The organism is Pseudomonas sp. GW456-12-10-14-LB2, from assembly GCF_002884345.1.
GTDB lineage: Bacteria > Pseudomonadota > Gammaproteobacteria > Pseudomonadales > Pseudomonadaceae > Aquipseudomonas > Aquipseudomonas paraglycinae.
Genome location: NZ_POHV01000008.1, coordinates 61,410 through 81,514, shown reverse-complemented (window position 1 = coordinate 81,514; position 20,105 = coordinate 61,410). Strand labels below are relative to the sequence as shown.

Here is a 20,105-nt window from a genome sequence, read left to right as displayed (position 1 = left end):
CCCCTTGCCTCATCAATCTGGCTGATAACCCATCCGCCAGCTCACGGCCCGCGTCGCAGCCAGTAACCGCTGCGCCGCCGGGCCGTTTTCGTCGGCGTGGAACAGCGAGGTCGGGCCGACGATAGTCAGTACCGCCGCGACCTGCCCGAGGGCGTTGAACACCGGTGCCGACAGGGCATCGACGCCGGGCATCAGCAAGCCGTGGACATGATGTAGACCGCGTTCGCGGATCTGCTCGCACAACGCCGCATAGGCTTTTTCGTCTGCCAGCGGATGGCCGCCGCTGGCGATTTCCTGTTCGCGCAATTCGTCGGTTTCCCGGTGCGGCAGATAAGCGCCGAACACCAGACCGGTGGAGGAACTGAGCAGCGGCAACACCGAGCCCAATTGCGTCACCACCGTCACCGCGCGCACCGCCGGTTCGATGTGCACCACGGTCGCGCCCTGATTGCCCCACACCGCCAGGAAACAGGTTTCGTTGAGTTCGTCGCGCAACTCGGCCAGCGGCAGAGCGGCGACTTTCAGCACGTCCATACTGTTCAGAGCAGCGAGGCCCACGCGCAGCGCTTCACGGCCGAGACCGTAGTGGTTGGTGGCAGTGTTCTGTTCTGCGAAACCGCTGGCAATCAAGGCCTGCAGATAACGGTGAACCTTGCTCGCGGGCATCTGCACATGTTCGGCCAGACGCGACAGCGAAGTGGACGGCGACAACTCGGCCAGGGCCTTGAGGATGTCGGTGCCGACTTCGGCGGAGCGGACTTTCTGTTTGCCGTTGCTGTCGCTGGTTTTTTCCATGGTGCTGCCGTGTCTCGGAACGAATGGGCGTCTTTATAGCTTGACGCTGGATAGCGAGCAAATTACGTTATGCGTAATTGAATTACGATAAAAATAACCCCGGCGTGCCAAGACCTCCGATCCAGAGCGTCCGGCCATGCCGACTCCCTGTTCAGGAGGCTCCATGAACCTCGATTCAGCCCTGGCTTACCAGTCCGGTTTCGGCAATGAATTCAGCTCCGAAGCGTTGCCCGGCGCACTGCCCGTCGGCCAGAACTCCCCGCAGAAAGCCCCTTACGGTCTGTACACCGAACTGTTCTCCGGCACCGCGTTCACCATGACCCGTAGTGAAGCGCGGCGCACGTGGATGTACCGGATCCAGCCGTCGGCCAATCACCCGGCATTCGTCAAACTGGAGCGGCAACTGGCGGGCGGACCATTGGGTGAAGTGACCCCCAATCGCCTGCGCTGGAACCCGCTGGAGATCCCGGCCGAACCGACCGATTTCATCGACGGTCTGGTGAGCATGGCGGCCAACTCCGCCGCCGAAAAACCGGCCGGCATCAGCATCTATCACTACTGCGCCAACCGTTCGATGGAGCGCGTTTTCTTCAACGCCGACGGCGAGCTACTGCTGGTGCCGCAACTCGGGCGCCTGCGCATCGCCACCGAACTGGGTGTACTGGAAGTGGCGCCGCTGGAAATCGCCGTGTTGCCACGGGGCCTGAAATTCCGCGTCGAACTGCTAGATCCGCAAGCGCGCGGCTACGTCGCCGAGAACCATGGCGCGCCATTGCGTCTGCCGGATCTGGGGCCGATCGGCAGTAACGGCCTGGCCAATCCGCGGGACTTCCTGACCCCGGTGGCCGCCTACGAAAACCTGCAACAACCGACCACCCTGGTGCAGAAGTTCCTCGGCCAGTTGTGGGGCACCGAACTCAATCACTCGCCGCTGAACGTGGTCGCCTGGCACGGCAACAACGTGCCGTACAAATATGACCTGCGCCGCTTCAACACCATCGGCACCGTCAGTTTCGATCACCCGGATCCGTCGATCTTCACCGTGCTGACCTCGCCGACCAGCGTCCACGGCCTGGCCAACCTCGACTTCGTGATCTTCCCGCCGCGCTGGATGGTGGCCGAGAACACCTTCCGTCCGCCGTGGTTCCACCGCAACCTGATGAACGAATTCATGGGCCTGATCCAGGGCGAGTACGACGCCAAAGCCGAAGGCTTCCTGCCCGGCGGCGCGTCCCTGCACAGCTGCATGAGCGCCCACGGCCCGGACGGCGAGACCTGCACCAAAGCCATCAACGCGGACCTCAAGCCGGCCAAGATCGACAACACCATGGCCTTCATGTTCGAGACCAGCCAGGTGCTGCGCCCAAGCCGCTTCGCCCTCGACTGCCCGCAACTGCAATCCACTTACGACGCCTGCTGGGCCACGCTGCCCGCCACGTTCGACCCGACCCGGAGATAACCCATGACTCAGAATTCCATCACCCGCAGTTGGGTCGCTTCGGCCAACGACCACACCGAATTCCCGCTGCAGAACCTGCCGCTGGGCGTGTTCAGCATCGACGGCTCGGCACCGCGCGCGGGCGTGGCGATTGGCGAACACATCTTCGATCTGCAAGTGGCGCTGGAGGCCGGTCTGTTCGACGGCGTCGCGCGCAGTGCTGTCGAAGCCATGCGCGGCGGTCAGTTGAACGCGTTCTTCGAACTCGGCCGCGACGCCCGCGTTGCCTTGCGCGAACGTCTGCTGGAACTGCTCAGCGAGGGCAGCACTCATCGCGGCAACATTGAAGCCCAGGGCGTGAAACTGCTGCCGCTGGCTGCCGATTGCCAGCTGCACCTGCCGGCGCGCATCAGCGACTACACCGACTTCTACGTCGGCATCGAACACGCGCAGAACGTCGGCAAACTGTTCCGTCCGGACAACCCGCTGCTGCCGAACTACAAACACGTGCCGATCGGCTACCACGGTCGTGCGTCTACCGTGCGCGCCTCCGGTGCCGACGTGCGCCGCCCGAAAGGCCAGACCCTGCCGGCCGGCGCGACCGAGCCGACCTTCGGCCCGTGCGCACGGCTGGACTATGAGCTGGAACTGGGGATCTGGATCGGTCAGGGCAACGAGATGGGCGAGCCGATCGCCATCGGTGACGCTGCTGAACACATTGCCGGTTTCTGCCTGCTCAACGATTGGTCCGCCCGTGACATCCAGGCCTGGGAATACCAGCCGCTCGGCCCGTTCCTGTCCAAGAGCTTCATCACCAGTGTCTCGCCATGGGTGGTGACCGCCGAAGCGCTGGCGCCATTCCGTACCGCGCAGCCGGCGCGTCCGCAAGGTGACCCGCAGCCGCTGCCGTACCTGCTCGACAAGCGCGATCAGGAGAGTGGTGGTTTCGACATCGAGCTGGAAGTGCTGCTGCTCACCGAGAAAATGCGCGAGCAGAATCTGCCGGCCCATCGCCTGACCCTGAGCAACACCCGCTACATGTACTGGACTGTCGCGCAAATGGTTGCGCACCACAGTGTCAACGGTTGCCAGTTGCAGGCCGGTGACCTGTTCGGTTCGGGCACCTTGTCCGGCCCTGAAAACGGTCAGTTCGGCAGCCTGCTGGAAATCACCGAGGGCGGTAAAAAGCCGATCGAACTGGCGTCCGGTGAAGTGCGCAAGTTCCTTGAAGACGGCGACGAAATCATCCTGCGCGCCCGCTGCGCCCGCGAAGGTTTTGCCTCGATCGGCTTCGGCGAATGCCGTGGCACCCTGCTGGCGGCGCGCTGACAGGAGCGGCTCATGGACCTCTACACCTATTACCGTTCCACCTCGTCGTACCGGGTGCGGATCGCGCTGGCACTCAAGGGCCTCGACTACCAGGCATTGCCGGTCAATTTGATCGCACCGCCGGGTGGCGAGCATCGGCAACCGGCGTACCTGGCGATCAATCCTCAGGGTCGGGTTCCGGCGCTGCGCACTGACGAAGGCAAGTTGCTGATTCAGTCGCCGGCGATCATCGAGTATCTGGAGGAACGTTATCCACAGGTGCCGTTGCTGCCCGAAGACCTTGTTGCCCGCGCCCAGGTGCGCGGCGTCGCGGCGGTGATCGGCTGCGATGTGCATCCGTTGCACAACGTCAGCGTGCTCAATCGCCTGCGCGGTCTGGGGCATGACGAGCCGCAGGTGAACGAGTGGATCGGCCACTGGATCAGTCAGGGGCTGGCGACGGTGGAGCAGTTGATCGGCGACAGCGGCTTCTGTTTCGGCGAGTGGCCGTGCGTGGCGGACGTGTACCTGATTCCACAGCTGTACGCGGCCGAGCGGTTCAACGTTTCGCTGGAGGCGTTTCCACGGATTCGTCGGGTGGCCGCGTTGGCCGCTGAGCATCCGGCGTTCATTGCGGCGCATCCGGCGAATCAGCCGGACACCCCGAAGTAGCGTTTGATGGCTCCCGTGCAGCGCACGGGAGCCATTCCGGTTACCCGCAAAAAATCATAAAAACAAAACAGGTACCTTGCGATGCACAACCAGATTGCCAGCTTCCGGGCGGCACTCGACGCCCGTCCTGTGTCCCGCTTTCAGTGGTTACTCCTGATTCTTCTTGCCTTACTGCTGGTCACCGACGGCTATGACGCCCAGGTGCTCGGTTACGTGGTGCCGGCGCTGGCGCAGGACTGGGGTCTGGAAAAATCCGCGTTCGGCCCGGTGTTCAGCGCCAACTTGCTGGGTCTGACCCTCGGCTCTCTCGCCGTGACGCCGCTGGCCGACCGCTTCGGCGTTCGACGGATTCTGCTCGCCTGCGTGCTGATCTACGCCAGTCTCACCGTCCTGATGGTGTTCGCCGATTCCCTGAATACCCTGATGATCGCGCGCTTCATCTGCGGCATCGGCATGGGCGGCGCGATGCCCAGCGCCATGGCGTTGATGTCGGAATATTCACCGCCTCGCCTGCGCACGTTGATGGTCACGCTGGCGGCGTGCGGCTTTTCATTCGGCGGTGCGGCGGGTGGTTTTGTCGCGGCCGGTTTCATCGACCGTTTCGGCTGGCAGGCAGTGTTCCTCGCCGGCGGTGTCACGCCGTTGCTGCTGTTTCCGTTTCTCTGGTGGATGCTGCCGGAATCCTTGCCACGACTGCTGCGTGACGCGCCGCCCTACGCACGCCTGCGCAAAGTCACCGCGCGGATGCTGCCGGACTGGCAGCCACCGGCCGCATCGGTCGAGCAGAACGAACGCGAGCAGGGCAGCAAACTGACCGTGGTGGAGTTGTTCCGCAACGGTTACGCACGCCCGACCTTGCTGATCTGGGCAACGTTTTTCGTGAGCCTGATCCTGCTGTATTTCATGATCAGCTGGCTGCCGTCACTGCTGCTGGAAAGTGGCTTGAAACTCAATGAAGCGAACCTGGTGACGTCGATGTTCCTGTTCGCCGGCACGCTCGGCGCAATTTGCATGGCGTGGTTCGCCGACCGTTTGAAAAGCAAAGTACGACTGTTGTCCGGCGTATTGGCTGGCGCGGCGGTGTGCACGATCCTGCTGGGCCTGAATCACGACAATCCGCGTTATCTGGTGGCCTGTGTGTTTGCGGCGGGGTTTTGCATCATCGGCGGGCAACTGACGCTCAACGCGTTCGCCAGCAATTTCTATCCGGCGCACGTGCGCGCCACCGGCACCGGCTGGGCATTGGGAGTAGGGCGGTTCGGCTCGATTCTCGGGCCGCTGTTCGGCAGCCTGTTGTTGGCGATGCACATTCCGGTGGAGCAGATTTTCTTCTTCTGCGCGATTCCGGCGGTGATTGCGGCGTTGCTGATCATTCAGGTGCGTTCGCCAGCCACTGCGCTGTTCAGTGGACAACCGCGTTCGGCGGCAGATGCCCCAGCCGTTCCGTCAGGCGAAGTCGCTGAATCGGGTCGTCACTGAGCAATAGCGCGTGCTCCAGATCGAAACGCTCGGCGTTCGGGCAATCGAGGCGCTGGTACAGACTGGCCCGGGCCAGATAGTCGGCGGCGCTGGCGTTGCCCAGTTCGAGCACGCGCTCGGCATCGATCAGCGCCGCGATGAAGTCGTCGTGGGTCAGGTGCAGCTGGCGCAGGTTGCGTGACAGACGCTGAAGCATCTGCATCGGTTCGGCAGTCAGCAGGTGGTCGGCGTTGAGTTTCATCTGATGGCCGTACTGGCGGTGCAGCAGTTCGCGGCAGTCGTTCGGATACAGGCGCCGTCCGCCGCACGGATCGAGCAGGTGATCGGCCCCGGGAACCTTCAGCAGGAAATGCCCGGGGAAGTTCACGCCCACCAGCGGAATCTCCAGGCCACGAGCCAGTTCCAGGGCGATCAATGCCAGCGCCAGCGGCTGGCCGCGTTTGGTCTGCATGACTTTGTGCACCATTGCGGCCTGCGGACGCAGCGGTACGAAATCATCCTGGGCAAACCCCAGATCGGTCATGCGCCGCAGCAACGGTTGCGCCAGCTCGCTGACCGGCAGCAACGGCAAGCCATAGCTGACCCGCTGCTGCAGTTCCTTGAATTCCTGCAACAGCGCTTCGGGATCGGCTTGTTTGTCGTGCTCGGCAGCCATCCACAACGCCGCTTCGAACAGCGCGGGCGGTGAACGGTGCAGACACTCGAAGAAACGTTGGCGCGGACTCATCTCAATCTCCGGGGCATGCCTCGTTTTAGCCCCGTCTTTGCCATTCGTCCAGTGCCGGGCCGCTCTGCCATCGGGTTATGCCGCAACGCATTGGTCGCTGTCGGGCCTTATTCCCGTGCGCTTCAGCAATTTTCAGGCGCAAGCCTATACTGGCGTCTACCAGAAGTGATTCGGGAGCCTGCCGATGTTCGCTCTCATGCAAAGCACTCGCCTGGAATCGCTGCACCTTAGCGTTGATCCGGTGTCCGGATTGAAGGCGGTCATTGCCATTCATAACAGTCGCCTCGGGCCAGCCCTGGGCGGGTGTCGTTATCTCGCCTATCCGAACGACGAATCCGCGGTCGAGGACGCCATACGCCTGGCCCAGGGCATGAGCTACAAGGCCGCATTGGCTGGTCTCGCCCAGGGCGGTGGGGTGGCCGTGATCGTGCGGCCGGCCCATGTCGAAAACCGCGGCGCCTTGTTCGAAGCCTTCGGCCGTTGCATCGATCAGCTCGACGGGCGCTACATCACTGCCATCGACAGCGGCACGTCAGTGGCGGATATGGATTGCATCGCCCAGCAGACCCAGCATGTCACCAGCACCACTTCGGCTGGCGACCCCGCGCCGCATGCGGCGATGGGCGTGTTCACCGGAATTCGTGCCACAGCCATGGCGCGGCTGGGCAGCGATAACCTCGAAGGCTTGCGCGTGGCGATTCAGGGGCTGGGCAACGTCGGTTATGCCCTCGCTGAACAGCTGCACGCAGCCGGTGCCGAACTGTTGGTCAGCGACATCGACCACGGCAAGGTGCAACTGGCGATGGAACAGCTCAACGCCCATCCGATTGCCAACGACGCGTTGCTCAGCACGCCGTGCGACATCCTCGCGCCGTGCGGTTTGGGCGGTGTGCTCAACAGCCACACGGTCACCCAGTTGCGCTGCTCGGCGGTGGCAGGCTCGGCCAACAATCAACTGACGCACCTGGATGTCGCCGATCAACTCGAACGGCGCGGAATCCTGTATGCGCCGGATTATGTGATCAATGCCGGCGGTCTGATCTACGTTTCCCTCAAGCATCGGGGCGAAGAACTGACGACCATCACCGCGCACCTGTCGAAGATCAGTTCGCGCCTGACTGAAGTCTTCGCCCACGCCCAGGCGGAAAAACGTTCACCCGCGCGGGTGGCGGACGAGCTGGCGGAGAAGGTGTTGTACCGCTGAGGTTTGTCCGGGCATGAAAAAGCCCCCGAGTCTTTCAACTCAGGGGCTATTCAATTCAGAGGCTTCAATCCAAGTGTCGCTTACTTCGCAGCCTTCGCCGCTTTGGCAGGTTTGGCTGGCGCTTCTGCCGGTTCGGCCACGTCTGCCGGCTCGGTTGCCACAACCGGTGCCGCCGGTGCGTTGATCAGCTCCGACAGTGCATCAGGCTGGCTCTTGAACGCCCGGGCGAACACATCGCGGTTCTTCGCCATGAAGATCCCGACTTCTTCCACTTGCTGCTCGCTCAACGAAGGAACGGCTTTTTCCAGCACTTCGGCCAACAGTTCGGCCAGTTCGAGCATTTTGTCATGACGGTCAGCTTCGGCTTTATCCATGAACAAGCGCTCCAGATCTCGGCTGCTGCGGTATACCACTTCGACGGCCATTCACCACCTCACATGCCTTCACATTAAGTTGTCTTTGCGACTACTGTATCTATATACAGCGAAAAGGATAAGCGAATCCCTGCGCTTTGGGTAGTGGCTTTTCAATGTAGACCGGATTCGGATTTTGTCAGCCCGATGCCTGCGCACAGGTGCGACCAAACGCCACGGCGCGGGTTTCGTGCCGCCTCGCCATGATGGCGTGGCCTCTTTTCTGCATGCATCTGCGTACGTGTGCAATAACCGTCACGTCCAGCAAGCAACATCCGCTCGAACCGGGCTAAGGAATCTTCAACGTGAAAATCAACTGGGCCGAGAAACTGCGGCAAAACGTGCACCAACTGGCCGAGTCCCTGGGCAACCTGTTCGTCGAGACCTTCCACTATCTGGCGCTGTTCGCCATTGGTGCGGTGACCGCGTGGGCGGCGGTGATGGAATTTCTCGGGATGCTCGAGGAAGGGCGCATCAAGATCGATGACATTCTGTTGCTGTTCATCTATCTGGAACTGGGGGCGATGGTCGGGATTTATTTCAAGACCAACCACATGCCGGTGCGCTTCCTGATCTACGTGGCGATCACCGCACTGACCCGCCTGCTGATCTCCAACGTCTCGCACCACAACCCGCCGGACATGGGCATTATCTACCTGTGCGGCGGGATTCTGCTGCTGGCGTTCTCGATTCTGGTGGTGCGTTACGCCTCGTCGCAATTCCCTTCGGTGAAAATCGAGAACCCGCACCGCAAGATCGGCACGGGTTCCAGTGAACATCCGGAAGTGGAGAAGGGCGAACTTTAAAGGCCGGCGGCTGGCCGGGGCTGATGTTTGGCCTGACGCGGTGGCGGAGCGATTCCGTCGCCGCGGGTCATGGCATCGAGGATCGCCATGGCGCTGTGACCCTGCTCGATGGCGATGCCGAATTGAATGCTCTGAACCAGGCGCTTCAGGCGCTTGGGATCGTTGCGCTGTTCGGCGCTGATCATCCGTTTGGCGACGATCCGGCCGCCATTGGAGAGGGTCAGCATGATGCTGCCGTCGAGGCCCTGAATGCTCAGGTTGATCTGATAGTCCGGCGCGAAGGCATCGGTAATGATCTGAAAAGGATTGTCCATGATGCGTCACCGCCTGATTGAACGTGCAGTTGTTGACCGGCCTTGATCGGGTTGGTTCGCCAAACCTGACCATCGGCCCTTCCGTGGTCCTGTCTCCTTCAGCGATGTAGCAAGGGACATGCCGGGAATATTGTCGAACAATGAATCCGGCCAAAAAGAAGGCGAGCCCATGGCTCGCCTTCTTCGTTTGCGGCCCGTTTCAGGGCAGAACCGAGTAGATGATCGCTGACAGTGCAATCAGGCCGATCAGCACCACGAATACGTTGGACACCTGGCCCGAATACTGGCGCAAGGCCGGCACGCGGCGGATCGCGTACATCGGCATCAGGAACAACAGGCAGGCTATCACCGGCCCGCCAAGAGTTTCGATCATGCCGAGGATGCTCGGGTTGAAGGTCGCCACGGCCCAGCAGCTGAGGATCATGAACAGCGCGGTCGCACGGTTCAGCCAGCTCGCCGACATCACCCGGCCACGGCTGCGCAGGCTTTTGACGATCATGCCCTGGAAGCCTTCGCTGGCGCCGATGTAGTGGCCGAGGAAGGATTTGGTGATCGCCACCAGCGCAATCAGCGGCGCGGCGTAAGCGATGACCGGAGTCTGGAAGTGGTTGGCCAGGTACGACAGGATCGAAATGTTCTGCGCCTTGGCCGCTGCCAGATCCGCCGGCGACAGTGCCAGCACGCAGCTGAAGCAGAAGAACATCACCGTCACCACCATCATGCCGTGAGCCATGGCGAGAATGCCGCTGCTCTTGCGTTCGGCCTGGTCGCCGTAGCGTTGTTTCTGCTCGACGGCGAAGGCGGAAATGATCGGCGAATGGTTGAACGAGAACACCATCACCGGGATCGCCAGCCACAGGGTCTTGAGGAACACCGACATTTCCATCGGTTCTTGAGCACTGGCGAAGAATGCGCCGTTCCAGTTCGGAATCAGGCTGATGCCGAGCAACAGCAGCGCGGCGACGAACGGATACACCAGCACGCTCATGGCTTTGACGATCACGCTCTGACCACAGCGGACGATGGCCATCAAGCCGAGGATCAGCGCCAGCGACAGCACCGCACGTGGCGGCGGGGCGATGTGCAACTGGTGTTCGAGGAAGCTGCTGAGGGTGTTGGTCAGCGCCACGCTGTACACCAGCAGGATCGGGAAGATCGCGAAGAAATACAGCAGCGTGATCAGTTTGCCGGCGCCGATGCCGAAGTGTTCCTCCACCACTTCGGTGATGTCACCGGAGCGGCCCGACAGCACGAAGCGGGTCAGGCCCCGGTGCGCGAAGAAGGTCATCGGGAAAGCCAGCAACGCCAGGATCAGCAACGGCCAGAAGCCGCCGACACCGGCGTTGATCGGCAAGAACAAGGTGCCGGCACCGATGGCCGTGCCGTACAGGCCGAGCATCCAGGTGGTGTCGAATTTGCTCCAGCCCTTGTGGGCGGTTTCGTTGTTGCGTGTGCGGTCTACAGCGGGATTTTCGGCAGCAGGTGTGCGTACATCGGTCATCGTTTTTGCCTCGTTATTATTCTTGCTCGGGCTCACGTGTTACGGGCGGTCAGGGAGTGCTCCTCAGCACTCCACCCAGCTCACGGCCAGGCCGCCCCGTGAAGTCTCTTTGTATTTGTCATGCATGTCGGCGCCGGTATCGCGCATGGTGCGGATCACCCGGTCGAGGGAAATGAAGTGTTTGCCGTCGCCGCGCAGGGCCATTTGCGTGGCGTTGATCGCCTTCACCGCAGCGATGGCGTTGCGCTCGATGCACGGCACCTGCACCAGCCCTCCGACCGGGTCGCAGGTCAGACCGAGGTTGTGTTCCAGGCCGATTTCGGCGGCGTTCTCCAGTTGCTCCGGAGTGGCGCCGAGCACATCGGCCAGACCTGCAGCGGCCATCGCGCAGGCCGAACCGACCTCACCCTGGCAGCCGACTTCGGCGCCGGAGATCGAGGCGTTTTTCTTGCACAGGATGCCGACCGCTGCCGCGCCCAGAAAGAAGGCGACCACGTCATCGTCGGACGCGTCTGGATTGAATTTCATGTAGTAGTGCAGAACGGCCGGGATGATCCCGGCGGCACCGTTGGTCGGTGCAGTCACCATGCGCCCGCCGGCGGCGTTCTCTTCGTTGACGGCGAGGGCGAACAGGTTGACCCACTCCATCGCCGACAGGGTCGAACTGATGACGTTCGGCTTGCCGATTTCCAGCAGGCTGCGGTGCAATTTCGCCGCACGACGGGGAACATTCAGACCGCCTGGCAGGACGCCTTCGTGACGCAGGCCTTGCTCGACGCACTCGCGCATCACCGACCAGATGTGCAACAGGCCCTGACGGATCTCGGCGTCGCTGCGCCAGGCCCGTTCGTTGGCCATCATCAGTTCGGAAACCCGCAGGTTGTGCTGCTTGCACAGCGCCAGCAGTTCGACGGCACTGGAGAATTCGTAAGGCAACTCGACGTCGCCGGCCGGCGCCACACCCGATTCCGCTTCGGCCGCTTCGATGATGAAACCGCCGCCGACCGAGTAGTACGTTTGCTCGAACAGTTGCCCGGATGCACCGAAGGCTGTCAGCGACATGGCGTTCGGGTGGTAGGGCAGGCTCTCGTCCAGCAGCAGGAGATCGTGCTGCCAGTTGAAGGCAATCGAACGTTCACCGGCCAGAGACAGTTGGCCGGTCTCGCGCAGTTGCTGGATGCGTGGCTCGATGGTCGACGGATCGATGCTGTCCGGCCATTCGCCCATCAGGCCCATGACCGTTGCACGGTCAGTGGCATGGCCGACGCCGGTGGCCGAAAGCGAGCCGTACAAACGGATTTCCACCCGCTGCACATCGTTCAGCAAATGCTGGTCGATCAGCGCCTGGGCGAAGGTCGCCGCAGCGCGCATCGGGCCGACAGTGTGGGAACTGGACGGGCCGATGCCGACTTTGAATAGATCGAAAACACTGATAGCCATGCTAAACCCTTACAAGCAATGGAGTAGGAATCGCTGCCATTTTTTGTAGGACAAGCGCAATGTCGGCGATACTGCCTACCTCGCTTCAACGTGACTAACGAAACTTCCTAAGTAAGCCTTTAGCAGGACTAAACCATGAGTCGTCAATTGCACGCCCAGACTTACGTCTGGCTGCAGGTGTTTTCCTGTGCCGCGCGGCACCTGTCATTCACCCGTTGTGCCGAGGAACTGCACATCACGCCGGGGGCTGTGAGTCAGCAAATCCGACAGCTGGAAGAACGTCTTGGCTTTCGCCTGTTTCATCGCCGCGCGCGCGGTGTGGAGCTGAGCGCGGAAGGGCAGCGACTGGCGATCACGGTCAACGAGGCTTACGGCAGCATCGACGCGGAATTGCGTCGGCTGGATGCGGGGATGATCAGCGGGATTCTGCGGGTGCGCTCGATTCCATCGTTCCTCAGCAAATGGCTGACCCCGCGCCTGCCGCGTCTGCAACAGCGTTACCCGGACATCCAGTTGCGGCTGGTGGCGGAGGACAGCAGCGTGCCATTGCATGAGGGGGATTTCGACCTGGCCATCGACCTGAACGACGGTAGTTATCCGGGCCTGTTATCCACAGCCTTGCTCGACGAGCAGATTTTCCCGGTGTGCGCGCCGGGTCTGTTGCGCGGGCGGCCGCCGCTGCACGGGCCGGCGGATCTGGTGCACTTCCCGCTGTTGCATGACATCACCGCCTGGCGCGGCAGCTATGAATACGCGGAGTGGGAGTTTTATCTGAATGCCATCGGTTTCGAGGGTGCCGATGTGCGGCGCGGGCACACGTTCAATCGCAACCACCTGACCATCGAAGCGGCGATTGCCGGCATGGGCGTGGCGATTGCCCGACGCACGTTGCTCAACGATGAGCTGGAGCGGGGGACGTTGATCGTGCCATTCGGGATTTCGGTGCCCAATCACAAACGCTATGTATTGCTCTACGCGCCGGGGGCGTTGAGCCATCCGGGCGTGCGGGCGGTGCATGACTGGCTGGTGGAAGAGGCGGGGATTTTCCGCAGCCTGCACCCGTTGGGTGATGGCCAATTGTGAGCAGATTTTTCGGAGGGGCGGGGCGACCCAACTCCCGACCTTACCAGCGCTTTACTCGGTTGTCCGGCTTTTTTTGCGAATGAATATTTATCTTTTTTAAGGGGTTGAAATGTTCGTCCGGCGGGCCGATTGTTGTAATCAAGAGGTCACGAAATCCTGTTCCAGGCCTCTTGCGAGCTAGCTGAAATAAGGGATGAACTATGCAAATCCAAGTCAACAGCGACAACCATATTCAAAGCAGCAAACGACTGGAGGAGTGGGTACGCACCACAATTGAGAGCACGCTCGACCGTTATGAGGAAGACCTGACCCGTGTCGAAGTCCATCTGAGCGACGAGAACGGTGAAAAGCCGGGTCCCCATGACTTGCGCTGCCAACTGGAAGCGCGGCCGAAAGGCCATCAACCGATTTCCGTCACCCACAAAGCCGATTCGCTGGAACAGGCGATCGATGGTGCAGCCGAAAAACTGGAGCACGCGCTGGAGCACCTGTTTGGCAAACTGCGCGGCAAACCGCGAGCCGCCGTGGTGCCATTCACAAGCAAAGCCAATGACAAGCTGTTGGCGGAGGAGTTTGACGAGAACGAACAGGCAGCGATCAACAGTTGATGCGCTGATTTTCCAAGCCACCCAATGAGAAAGGGCCTGCAATTGCAGGCCCTTTCTGTTTTCAGCGGGGGTCAGAAAGCGACGGAGGTCTGCACGTACACCGTGCGCGGCTCACCGACATATTTGCCCTTGTTGTTGTCATCGAACGAACGGGTGAAGTACTGGGTGTTGAAGATGTTCTTCACCCCCACCGCCACGTTCAGGTCCGACAGCTGCGGGCCGAAGTCATAACCGGCGCGGCTGCTGAACAGCATGTAGCCCGGGATCTTGCCGGTGCTGCCGTCGGCGCTTTCTTTCGAGGTGTTGGCGTTGTCGGCGAACTGGTCGCTCTGGAAGCTGCTGTCCAGGTTGAGTTTCCACGGCCCTTCGGTGTAACCGACGCCGATTGTGCCTTTGTGCTTGGACGAGAACGGCACACGATTGCCCTTGTTCGGCCCGTCTTCGCGGATGGTTGCGTCGACATAGGCGTAAGTGGCGTAGACATCGAAGCCGGCCAGCGCCGGGCTCAAGTCGTCGAGAGCGTAATTGACGCTGGTCTCGATGCCCTGATGGCGGGTTTCGCCACGTGCGATCACCGAATCATTGGTCTGGTTGCTTTCGTACTGGTTGTCGAAGTTGATCAGGAACGCGCCGATCTCGGCTCGCAGCGCGCCGTTGTCGTAACGGGTGCCGACTTCCCAGGTGCGGGCCTTCTCCGGTTTCACTTCGCCGCTGCTCACGCGGTTGGGCATCTGGCTGTATTGCACGCTGCCGAAGGAGCCTTCGGTATTGGCGTACAGGTTCCAGCTGTCGGTCAGGTGATACAGCACGTTCAGCGCCGGCAGCGCGGTGTTGTAGTCACCTTTGTATTTGACGTTGGTCAGGTTGTTGGTCTGCTGCGACTCGATCATCTCGTAGCGCACGCCCGGCGTAATGGTCCACTTGCCGATGTCGATCCGGTCATCGACGAAGAACGCATTGGCCTCGGTGCCGCCGCGCGTGTCGCGGTCGTTGCGGCTGTTGGTGGTCGGGTATTCGTTGCTGGCGATCGGCGTGCGGTAGCGCAGTTCGTGACCGGCTTCGTTGATGTAGCGATAGCCGACGCCGACTTCATGGCTGGTGGCGCCGAGATCGAAGCCCTGGGCGAAGCGGGTTTCCAGACCGCGAACCCAGTATTCGCGCGGCGACAGCGACAGGAACGTGCCCTGATCCAGATAGCCGCTGCGCAGGGTCTTGGTGAAGAAGGTATTGGCGGTGAACTCGCGGCGATCTTCCTGATAGCGATAGCCGAAATTGAACATCGTGCGACGGCCCCAGAACTGGTCCTTCGGCCGGGTCGACTGATACGGGTCGGCATCGTAATCGGCGACATTGAGGCCGCCGGGCATGTCGGCCTTGCCTTCGTAATACTGGGCCATGGCGTTGAAACTGTTGGCCTCGTCGAGCTGGTATTTGCCCTTGAGGATCAGGTCGTCGATTTCCGTATCGCTGTGTTCGCGCCAGTCACCACCGCGAGTGCCGGAGTACAGCAACGCGCCGCCCAGACCGTTGGCATTGGTGCCGCCGGCCAGCAGGTTGGCGCTGGTCTTGAAGCCGTCATGGCTGGAAGAAGGACTGGTTTCGGTCTGGAAACCGCCTTTCACGGTCGGCTCGTCCGGAATCGCCCGGGTCACGAAGTTGACCACGCCACCGACGTTCTGCGGGCCGTAACGCACGGCGCCGCCACCGCGCACCACGTCCACGGCGTCCATGTTGCCCATGCTGATCGGCGCGAACGACAACTGCGGCTGACCGTAAGGCGCGAACGGCACCGGAATGCCGTCCATCAACACCGTCGAACGTGCGGCCAGGCGCGGGTTGAGGCCGCGAATACCGAAGTTCAGCGCCATGTCGTGGCTGCCGGTGCCGTTGTTTTCCGGGGCGTTGACGCCGGGAATGCGGTTGAGCACATCACGGGCCTGGGTCGCGCCCTGGCGTTCGAACTCTTCGCGGCGGATCACGTCACGGGCACCGGGATGTTCGAAGACGTTGACCTGTGCGGCTTCACCGAGCCAGTCGCCGACCACTTTCGAGGTGTCCAGCTCCAGGGCGCTGTCGTTCGACGGTTGCAGGCTGAAGGCATTTCCACCTTCGGCGCGAGCTTGCAGACCGGTGCCTTCAAGCAGTGCATTCAGACCTTGCTCGGTTGTGTAGCTACCTTCGAGGCCACGGCTTTGCACACCACTGGTAACCTGCGAGCCGAACGAAATCAGCACACCGGCTTCGCGGCCGAACTGGTTGAGGGCATTCTCCAGCGACGACGGGGCGATGTGGTAAGCCTTGGTGTCGGCAGCCAGCGCATGGGGAAGGGCGCTGAAGCTCAGGCTGGCGCCGAGGACAAGGTTGCGCAGGGTTCGGGCCAGCGGCGTGAGGCGGGTGGGGTGCATGGAGGACGGTCCTGAGAAGGTTGAATCAAGGGGGGGCTTTCCTTCTCTGTCACGCCAGATCTGAAAAACGGCTCATTTATTTTTTACAGGGGCGCGGAGCGATCAGGCTCTGGCTTCGACCGTCACCCAATAGCGAGTAAAACGCTTCACTCTCACCGGCAGGCTGATTTCCAGCAGATCGAGAATCCGCTCGCTGTCGTCCAGTGGATAAGTCCCTGAGATCAGCAATTCAGCAACTTTCGCATCGCAATGGAGCTGCCCGCGGCGGTAGCGACCCAGTTCATCGAGGAAGTCGCCAAGGCGCATGTGCGCCGCCACCAGCATGCCGTCGGCCCAGGCACCGCTGTTGGCGTCCAGCGGTTTTGCCGCGCTGACGCCGGTGGTGCTGAAACTCAGTTGTCGGGCGACCGGCAGCAGCATCGGCGCGCGACCTTGCGCATTCAATTCGACCCGACCTTCAAACAGTGCAATCTGCGTGCGGTCGGCAAACTGTCGCACGTTTATTCGTGCGCCCTGGGTTTTCAGCAGGCCTTGCGCGGTTTGCACTTCGAAAGATTGAGTGGCGGTCAGCAGCATTTCGCCTTCGAGCAGACGGATCAGGCCATCGCCCCGGACATCCGCCGCGCTGGCGGTGTTGAGCTGCAATTGGCCGCCAGCGCCGAGCGAGATCTTGCGGCGTTGACCAACCGGGCTGCGGTAATCGGCCAGCAGCGATGGCAACGGATTGTGCTCGCGCATCCCCCAGGTGACCGCCGAGCCAGCGCCGAGAATCAGCAACAACTTCAGCGCCTGACGACGGCTGCCTGACTTCGGCGCATTCAGCGCGGCGTGGGCCAGTGGCGACGACAACCCGCGCAACCGCGAATTGACCCGCTGAATGTGCTCCCACGCACGGCGGTGTTCGCTGTGGGCGTCGATCCATTGCTGCCAGGCTTGTTGCTGACGCGGGCTCAGTTGACCTTGCTGCATTTCCAGCAACCAGTGCACCGCCTGTTCGGCGACCTGCGCGGAAAAATCCATCGGCGGATTCACAGGGCGAAGTAGCAGCGCATCGCCGCTTTATTCAGATGGCGTTTGACCGTCGCCACGGAAATGCCCAGTTCGGCGGCGATCTGCGGATAGGTCAGGCCATCGACCTGCGCCAGCAGAAATGCACGTTTGACCGCGCGCGGCAGACCGTCGAGCAACTGATCCAGCTCCATCAGGGTTTGCAGGATGATGGCTTTCTCTTCTTCCGAAGGCGCGACCATTTCCGGCATCTGCGCCAGGGTGTCGAGGTAGGCGCGCTCCAGATCCTGACGACGGTAATGATTGAACAGCACGCGCTTGGCCAGGGTGGTGAGGAATGCGCGCGGCTCGATGATCACCGGCGTTTCGCGAGCGGTCAGCACTCGGATAAAGGTGTCCTGAGCCAGATCGGCGGCGCTGTCCGGGCAGCCGAGTTTGCGCCGCAGCCAGCCGGTGAGCCAGCTGTGGTGGGCCTGATACAGCGATTCGACAGGATGGGCGGACGACAACGGCATTACTCCGGGCGCATGCGGGATGCGTTAGAGAACAAGAATGGTTCGCATTGTAGGGTCGTGAATGCCCGCCGGCAATCAGACTCTTTTGCGTATGAGAATATTTATCATTAATATTGCTCGCCTGTCGTTCGGCGTGTTGGCCGGGCGTTAACCGTTTCAGGGTCGAAACATGAAAGCCAAACTCGCCGCTCTTCCCATGTCCTATCGTCTGGCCGTCACTTCGCGGGTGCTCGCGGCGGTGTTCGGCGGCTATCTGGTCGCGGCGCTGGCCAGTGTCACGCTGACGCTGTGGCTGCCGCTGAACCGCGCCGAAGCGGTCGTGACCGGCATGACCGTTTCGTTTCTGGTCTATCTGGTGGCGGTGCTCTGGTGTTTCGCCTGTCGCAGCGCATGGTCGGCGTGGGTCGGTTTGCTGGTGCCGAGCGTGATTCTGGCCACCGTTTCCGGCGCTGCGCGCGGTCTGGGTCTGGCATGAAAGAGGGCTTCCGGCAGGCGATGGCCTGGCTACACACCTGGACCGGGCTGATTTTCGGCTGGCTGTTGTTTGCGATTTTCCTCACCGGAACCCTGGCCTATTTCAAGGATGAAACCAGTCACTGGATGCAACCGGAAATCCCCGCCCGCCCGTTGAATGCCGAGGCCAGCCTGACCCTGGCGCAAACCTACCTGCAACAGCACGCGGCCGGTGCTTCACGCTGGTTGATCGACCTGCCTGATGCCCGCGATCCTGGCCTGGGTGTGCGTTGGCAACCGGCCCCGGCCAGGCCCGGCGAGCGCGGCCAGTTCATCAGCAAGACTCTCGACGCGCAAACCGGCGCCGAAGTGCAGGCCCGGGAAAGCATGGGCGGCGAGTTCTTCTACCGCTTCCATTTCCAGCTGCAAATGCCTTATCCGTGGGGGCGCTGGCTCTCCACGATTGCCGCCATGGTGATGTTCGTCGCGCTGATCACCGGGATCATTACCCACAAGAAAATCTTCAAGGACTTCTTCACCTTCCGCCCCCGCAAGGGCCAGCGTTCGTGGCTCGACGGGCACAACGCGGTGGGTGTGCTGGTGCTGCCGTTTCATCTGATGATCACCTACAGCAGCCTGGTGATCTTCATGTCGATGGTGATGCCGGCGAGCATTCTGGCTTCGTACGGCAACAATGTCCGGGCGTTTTACGACGAGGTGTTTCCCGCCGCCAACGTTCCCGAGCCTGCCGGTCAACCGGCGATACTGGCACCGCTGGCGCCACTGTTGCGGTCGGCCAGCGAGCAATGGTCGGGTGGACATGTCGGGCGTATCAGCGTGAACAATTCGGGCGATGCCAACGCCTCGGTGGTGATGTCCCGTGCGGGTTCCGACCGGGTGGTGAACGATGCCGGCAGCGCGGTGACTTTCAATGGCGTCAGCGGGCAAATCATCGGCACCCCATCTCAACAGCCGATGGCGATGGCAGTGGCCGGCAGTTTCTACGGTTTGCACATGGGGCACTTTGCCGGGCCGGTGCTGCGTTGGCTGTATTTCATCTGCGGTCTGGCCGGCACGGCGATGATCGGCACCGGGCTGGTGATCTGGCTCGGCAAGCGTCAGCTCAAACACGCCAAGACGGGAGTGATGCCTTTCGAACTGCGGCTGGTGGAAGTGCTGAACATCGCCAGCATGGCCGGATTGGTGGCAGCGGTCGCCGTGTTCTTCTGGGCCAATCGTCTGCTGCCGGTGAGTCTGGCCGGGCGTGACGACTGGGAAGTGAACGCGTTCTTCATCACCTGGGGTTTGAGTGTGGTGCACGCCCTGGCGCGACCGGGCCGCAAGGCCTGGGTCGAACAGCTGTCGCTGGGAGCCGCACTGTTTGTCGCAGTGCCGCTTCTTAACGGTTTGACTTCCCCGTATCACCTCGGCGTGACATTGCCCGAAGGCGACTGGGCCCTGGCCGGTTTCGACTTGACGTGTCTGGGTAGCGGCCTTTTCCTCGCCTGGGCTGCCCGAAAAATGCAGCGCGCCGGGTACACCGTCAGCGTGAAAAAACCAGCCCGCGAAAAGGCCCGGCCGATCACCCTCGAGCAAGGTGCGAACTGAATGCTATTGGCGCTGTTGCTCTGTTATTCCGCTTTCACCGCGCTGTGCCTGGCGATGCCCCGGCATCACGAAGAGCTGCTGGGCCACAAACCTTCGGCCCGCCGTCGGCAAGGTCTGAAGCTCGCAGGCTGGATGTTGCTGGGGCTGTCGCTCTGGGCGGCGGTTTTCATGAAGGGCTGGAGCTTCGGTCTGGTCGACTGGTGCGCGGTGTTGATGCTCAGCGCGCTGACTCTGGTGCTGTTGTTGCCCTATCGACCACGTTTGGCATTGACCATGGCCGGACTGAGCCTGCTCGCCAGCCCGGTCGCTGCGTGGGCCTTGAACTGAC

The 20,105-nt window shown here is 61.8% G+C and carries 19 protein-coding genes and 1 pseudogene; 11 read left to right on the top strand and 9 right to left on the bottom strand.

Annotation, left to right across the window (positions count from 1 at the left end):
* Window positions 1-12 precede the first annotated feature (12 nt).
* The gene (locus C1X29_RS07315; protein WP_085746960.1) at window positions 13-795 is read right to left on the bottom strand and encodes an IclR family transcriptional regulator; all 783 of its coding nucleotides are present in this window, start codon (window positions 793-795) and stop codon (window positions 13-15) included.
* Between the two features lie 163 nt (window positions 796-958).
* Between C1X29_RS07315 and hmgA the strand changes: the two genes are divergently transcribed.
* From hmgA to C1X29_RS07295, 4 genes are all read left to right on the top strand, one after another.
* Window positions 959-2,254 (top strand): homogentisate 1,2-dioxygenase, encoded by a 1,296-nt coding sequence (hmgA, locus tag C1X29_RS07310; RefSeq protein ID WP_085746961.1) that lies wholly within the window; start codon window positions 959-961, stop codon window positions 2,252-2,254.
* 3 nt (window positions 2,255-2,257) lie between these two features.
* The gene (gene fahA, locus C1X29_RS07305) at window positions 2,258-3,562 is read left to right on the top strand and encodes a fumarylacetoacetase (RefSeq protein ID WP_102717148.1); all 1,305 of its coding nucleotides are present in this window, start codon (window positions 2,258-2,260) and stop codon (window positions 3,560-3,562) included.
* A 12-nt stretch (window positions 3,563-3,574) separates the two neighbouring features.
* Window positions 3,575-4,213 carry a maleylacetoacetate isomerase gene (gene maiA, locus C1X29_RS07300; protein WP_102717147.1) on the top strand — a complete coding sequence of 213 codons (639 nt, stop codon included), beginning with the start codon at window positions 3,575-3,577 and terminating at the stop codon, window positions 4,211-4,213.
* 81 nt (window positions 4,214-4,294) lie between these two features.
* Window positions 4,295-5,692, top strand: a complete 1,398-nt coding sequence (locus C1X29_RS07295) for an aromatic acid/H+ symport family MFS transporter (protein ID WP_102717146.1) — start codon at window positions 4,295-4,297, stop codon at window positions 5,690-5,692.
* Here the strand turns inward: C1X29_RS07295 and C1X29_RS07290 are convergent.
* Window positions 5,616-6,419 (bottom strand): SirB1 family protein, encoded by an 804-nt coding sequence (locus C1X29_RS07290; RefSeq protein WP_102717145.1) that lies wholly within the window; start codon window positions 6,417-6,419, stop codon window positions 5,616-5,618. The genes C1X29_RS07295 and C1X29_RS07290 overlap by 77 nt on opposite strands.
* Window positions 6,420-6,603: 184 nt before the next feature.
* On the opposite strand from C1X29_RS07290, the gene C1X29_RS07285 reads away from it, so the two are divergent.
* Window positions 6,604-7,623 carry a Glu/Leu/Phe/Val dehydrogenase dimerization domain-containing protein gene (locus tag C1X29_RS07285; RefSeq protein WP_085608113.1) on the top strand — a complete coding sequence of 340 codons (1,020 nt, stop codon included), beginning with the start codon at window positions 6,604-6,606 and terminating at the stop codon, window positions 7,621-7,623.
* A gap of 185 nt (window positions 7,624-7,808) precedes the next feature.
* On the opposite strand, the pseudogene C1X29_RS07280 reads toward C1X29_RS07285, so the two are convergent.
* Window positions 7,809-8,048: pseudogene (locus C1X29_RS07280) on the bottom strand (YebG family protein); the annotation flags it as partial.
* A gap of 293 nt (window positions 8,049-8,341) precedes the next feature.
* Here C1X29_RS07280 and C1X29_RS07275 point away from each other — a divergent pair.
* Window positions 8,342-8,842: a phosphate-starvation-inducible protein PsiE gene (locus tag C1X29_RS07275; RefSeq protein ID WP_102717144.1), complete on the top strand. Its 501-nt coding sequence runs from the start codon at window positions 8,342-8,344 to the stop codon at window positions 8,840-8,842.
* Here the strand turns inward: C1X29_RS07275 and C1X29_RS07270 are convergent.
* The 3 genes from C1X29_RS07270 to C1X29_RS07260 form a co-directional block, all read right to left on the bottom strand.
* Window positions 8,839-9,156, bottom strand: a complete 318-nt coding sequence (locus C1X29_RS07270) for a DUF3509 domain-containing protein (RefSeq protein ID WP_102717143.1) — start codon at window positions 9,154-9,156, stop codon at window positions 8,839-8,841. The genes C1X29_RS07275 and C1X29_RS07270 overlap by 4 nt on opposite strands.
* A gap of 199 nt (window positions 9,157-9,355) precedes the next feature.
* Complete coding sequence (locus tag C1X29_RS07265; RefSeq protein WP_007957257.1) at window positions 9,356-10,657, bottom strand: HAAAP family serine/threonine permease; 1,302 nt, start codon at window positions 10,655-10,657, stop codon at window positions 9,356-9,358.
* A gap of 63 nt (window positions 10,658-10,720) precedes the next feature.
* Window positions 10,721-12,097: an L-serine ammonia-lyase gene (locus tag C1X29_RS07260; protein ID WP_102717142.1), complete on the bottom strand. Its 1,377-nt coding sequence runs from the start codon at window positions 12,095-12,097 to the stop codon at window positions 10,721-10,723.
* Window positions 12,098-12,232: 135 nt separating this feature from the next.
* Here C1X29_RS07260 and C1X29_RS07255 point away from each other — a divergent pair, with 135 nt between their 5' ends.
* Both C1X29_RS07255 and C1X29_RS07250 read left to right on the top strand, forming a co-directional pair.
* A complete protein-coding gene (locus C1X29_RS07255; RefSeq protein WP_011332523.1) occupies window positions 12,233-13,180 on the top strand; it encodes a LysR substrate-binding domain-containing protein in 948 nt (315 codons plus the stop codon).
* Window positions 13,181-13,380: 200 nt separating this feature from the next.
* On the top strand, window positions 13,381-13,788 hold the full coding sequence (locus tag C1X29_RS07250; protein ID WP_007957262.1) for an HPF/RaiA family ribosome-associated protein: 408 nt from the start codon (window positions 13,381-13,383) through the stop codon (window positions 13,786-13,788).
* Window positions 13,789-13,859: 71 nt separating this feature from the next.
* Here C1X29_RS07250 and fecA read toward each other — a convergent pair whose 3' ends face one another.
* From fecA to C1X29_RS07235, 3 genes are all read right to left on the bottom strand, one after another.
* On the bottom strand, window positions 13,860-16,193 hold the full coding sequence (gene fecA / locus C1X29_RS07245; protein ID WP_102717141.1) for a TonB-dependent Fe(3+) dicitrate receptor FecA: 2,334 nt from the start codon (window positions 16,191-16,193) through the stop codon (window positions 13,860-13,862).
* A 102-nt stretch (window positions 16,194-16,295) separates the two neighbouring features.
* Window positions 16,296-17,225: a DUF4880 domain-containing protein gene (locus C1X29_RS07240; protein WP_102717140.1), complete on the bottom strand. Its 930-nt coding sequence runs from the start codon at window positions 17,223-17,225 to the stop codon at window positions 16,296-16,298.
* Entirely contained in the window at window positions 17,222-17,710 is a 489-nt protein-coding gene (locus tag C1X29_RS07235) for a sigma-70 family RNA polymerase sigma factor (protein ID WP_102717172.1), read from the bottom strand. The genes C1X29_RS07240 and C1X29_RS07235 overlap by 4 nt, the downstream gene beginning before the upstream one ends.
* A 175-nt stretch (window positions 17,711-17,885) precedes the next feature.
* Here C1X29_RS07235 and C1X29_RS07230 point away from each other — a divergent pair, with 175 nt between their 5' ends.
* The 3 genes from C1X29_RS07230 to C1X29_RS07220 are packed head-to-tail and all read left to right on the top strand — an operon-like array spanning window position 17,886 to window position 20,104.
* Window positions 17,886-18,191: a DUF3649 domain-containing protein gene (locus C1X29_RS07230; RefSeq protein WP_085746971.1), complete on the top strand. Its 306-nt coding sequence runs from the start codon at window positions 17,886-17,888 to the stop codon at window positions 18,189-18,191.
* A complete protein-coding gene (locus C1X29_RS07225) occupies window positions 18,188-19,777 on the top strand; it encodes a PepSY domain-containing protein (protein ID WP_102717139.1) in 1,590 nt (529 codons plus the stop codon). The genes C1X29_RS07230 and C1X29_RS07225 overlap by 4 nt, the downstream gene beginning before the upstream one ends.
* Window positions 19,778-20,104, top strand: a complete 327-nt coding sequence (locus C1X29_RS07220) for a DUF3325 domain-containing protein (RefSeq protein ID WP_085746973.1) — start codon at window positions 19,778-19,780, stop codon at window positions 20,102-20,104.
* The last annotated feature ends 1 nt before the right edge of the window (window position 20,105 follow it).

Bases quoted from the DNA above. Each gene is read 5' to 3' on its own strand.
- C1X29_RS07315 (WP_085746960.1), bottom strand. From the start codon at position 795: ATGGAAAAAACCAGCGACAGCAACGGCAAACAGAAAGTCCGCTCCGCC.
- hmgA (WP_085746961.1), top strand. From the start codon at position 959: ATGAACCTCGATTCAGCCCTGGCTTACCAGTCCGGTTTCGGCAATGAA.
- fahA (WP_102717148.1), top strand. From the start codon at position 2,258: ATGACTCAGAATTCCATCACCCGCAGTTGGGTCGCTTCGGCCAACGAC.
- maiA (WP_102717147.1), top strand. From the start codon at position 3,575: ATGGACCTCTACACCTATTACCGTTCCACCTCGTCGTACCGGGTGCGG.
- C1X29_RS07295 (WP_102717146.1), top strand. From the start codon at position 4,295: ATGCACAACCAGATTGCCAGCTTCCGGGCGGCACTCGACGCCCGTCCT.
- C1X29_RS07290 (WP_102717145.1), bottom strand. From the start codon at position 6,419: ATGAGTCCGCGCCAACGTTTCTTCGAGTGTCTGCACCGTTCACCGCCC.
- C1X29_RS07285 (WP_085608113.1), top strand. From the start codon at position 6,604: ATGTTCGCTCTCATGCAAAGCACTCGCCTGGAATCGCTGCACCTTAGC.
- C1X29_RS07270 (WP_102717143.1), bottom strand. From the start codon at position 9,156: ATGGACAATCCTTTTCAGATCATTACCGATGCCTTCGCGCCGGACTAT.
- C1X29_RS07265 (WP_007957257.1), bottom strand. From the start codon at position 10,657: ATGACCGATGTACGCACACCTGCTGCCGAAAATCCCGCTGTAGACCGC.
- C1X29_RS07260 (WP_102717142.1), bottom strand. From the start codon at position 12,097: ATGGCTATCAGTGTTTTCGATCTATTCAAAGTCGGCATCGGCCCGTCC.
- C1X29_RS07255 (WP_011332523.1), top strand. From the start codon at position 12,233: ATGAGTCGTCAATTGCACGCCCAGACTTACGTCTGGCTGCAGGTGTTT.
- C1X29_RS07250 (WP_007957262.1), top strand. From the start codon at position 13,381: ATGCAAATCCAAGTCAACAGCGACAACCATATTCAAAGCAGCAAACGA.
- fecA (WP_102717141.1), bottom strand. From the start codon at position 16,193: ATGCACCCCACCCGCCTCACGCCGCTGGCCCGAACCCTGCGCAACCTT.
- C1X29_RS07230 (WP_085746971.1), top strand. From the start codon at position 17,886: ATGAAAGCCAAACTCGCCGCTCTTCCCATGTCCTATCGTCTGGCCGTC.
- C1X29_RS07225 (WP_102717139.1), top strand. From the start codon at position 18,188: ATGAAAGAGGGCTTCCGGCAGGCGATGGCCTGGCTACACACCTGGACC.
- C1X29_RS07220 (WP_085746973.1), top strand. From the start codon at position 19,778: ATGCTATTGGCGCTGTTGCTCTGTTATTCCGCTTTCACCGCGCTGTGC.